This window comes from Bradyrhizobium acaciae (assembly GCF_020889785.1).
Taxonomy (GTDB): Bacteria; Pseudomonadota; Alphaproteobacteria; order Rhizobiales; family Xanthobacteraceae; genus Bradyrhizobium; species Bradyrhizobium acaciae.
On sequence record NZ_JACMYK010000305.1, the window covers coordinates 1 to 1,443 of the forward strand.

The window sequence follows — 1,443 nt, forward strand, 5'->3', positions numbered from 1 at the left end:
GTAACCACCGTTCGCAATTGTTGGAATGGGCTGTGGCCACAGCCTGATTCAACAACAGCGCCCTGTGGGTATGGGTCCCGGGCCGCGCTTCGCTTGCCCGGGACGACGTGGGATAGAGTTCGCTACAATTACCTTAGCGCGCGCTACAACGGAATCCTGCGATACTCGCGGTTGGACAAGCCCGCTTCCTCCAGATCGAGATCGCGCTCGATGCGGCGCCTCGTCTCGTCGGTGATCTTGCCGTCGCGCAGCAGCATGTGGATGAACTTGCGCTCGGAGGAGATCAGCTCCCGCGTCAACGCGGTGCCGGTCGCGGAGACGTCGTGCCGGTCGGGGTCGAGCGTGTCGGGCAGCTGGTTGATGCGGATTTCGTGCCGCGACCGCAGCAGATTGACGACTTCGTCGGAGAGCTCGCGGTCGTCGGTGATGGCATCGAGCGATTTCAGTGCGGCGTTCAACGCCTCGCGCCGTGCCGTAATTTCCTGCTCATGCTCGGCGATGTGCTCGCTGCGTCCGTCCTGGGCGAGGCCGAGCCAGCGCACCACCGGCGGCAATCCGAGGCCGAGGCCGACCAGCGTCACGAAGATCACGCCGAAGGCGACGAACAGGATCAGGTCGCGATACGGAAAGGCGTCCCCGCTCGGGAGCGTCAGGGGCAGCGCAAGCGCTGCGGCGAGCGAGACCGCGCCGCGCACGCCGGTGAAGGCGACCACGAACACCGCCCGCCACGACGGCAGCGGGTCGCGGTCGCGCAGCTGCCGGCTGAGCCAGCGCGGCAGATAGGTGCCGGGAAACACCCAGAGGAAGCGCGCGACGATCACGATGACGGCGACCAGCACGGTGGCGGTGAGGATGTCGTGCAGCGGAAATGACTTCGACTTCTCGACCAGCGAGCGCATCTGGAAGCCGGTCAGCAGGAACAGCAGGCCCTCGATCAGATAGATGATCAGGTCCCAGAAGAAGATGCCCTGCAGGCGGGTCGCGGCCGAGATCAGCAGCGGTCCGTTCCAGCTCATATAGAGCCCGCAGGCGACCGTCGCGATCACGCCGCTGCCGCCGAGATGCTCGGGGATCCAGTAGGCGAGATAGGGCGTGATCAGCGACAGCGTGATCTCGACCTGCGGATCCCGGGCTCTGCGGCGGGCGCGCAGGCTGAGCCAGCCCACCGCGGTGCCGAACGCGATCTCGCCGGCGACGATGACGAAGAAGGTCCCGGTCGCCTTCGGCAGCGAGAACAGGCCGGTGGTGATGGCAGCCAATGCGAAGCGGTAGAGGATCAGCGCGGTCGCGTCGTTGGCGAGCCCTTCGCCCTCGAGCACCACCAGGATGCGGCGGGGCAGGCCGAGCTTGCGCGCGATCGCCAGCGGCGCGACCACGTCCGGCGGCGCCACGATCGCGCCCAGCAGGAAACCGACGCTCCAGGGCAGGCCGATCAGGTAGTGG

General features: G+C 67.0%; 1 protein-coding gene. It reads right to left on the reverse strand.

Going from position 1 to position 1,443, the window contains the following annotated elements:
• Positions 1 to 143: 143 nt before the first annotated feature.
• Positions 144 to 1,443 (reverse strand): cation:proton antiporter (locus H8A92_RS40415; RefSeq protein ID WP_229200799.1); only part of this gene is annotated, 1,300 nt, incomplete at its 5' end.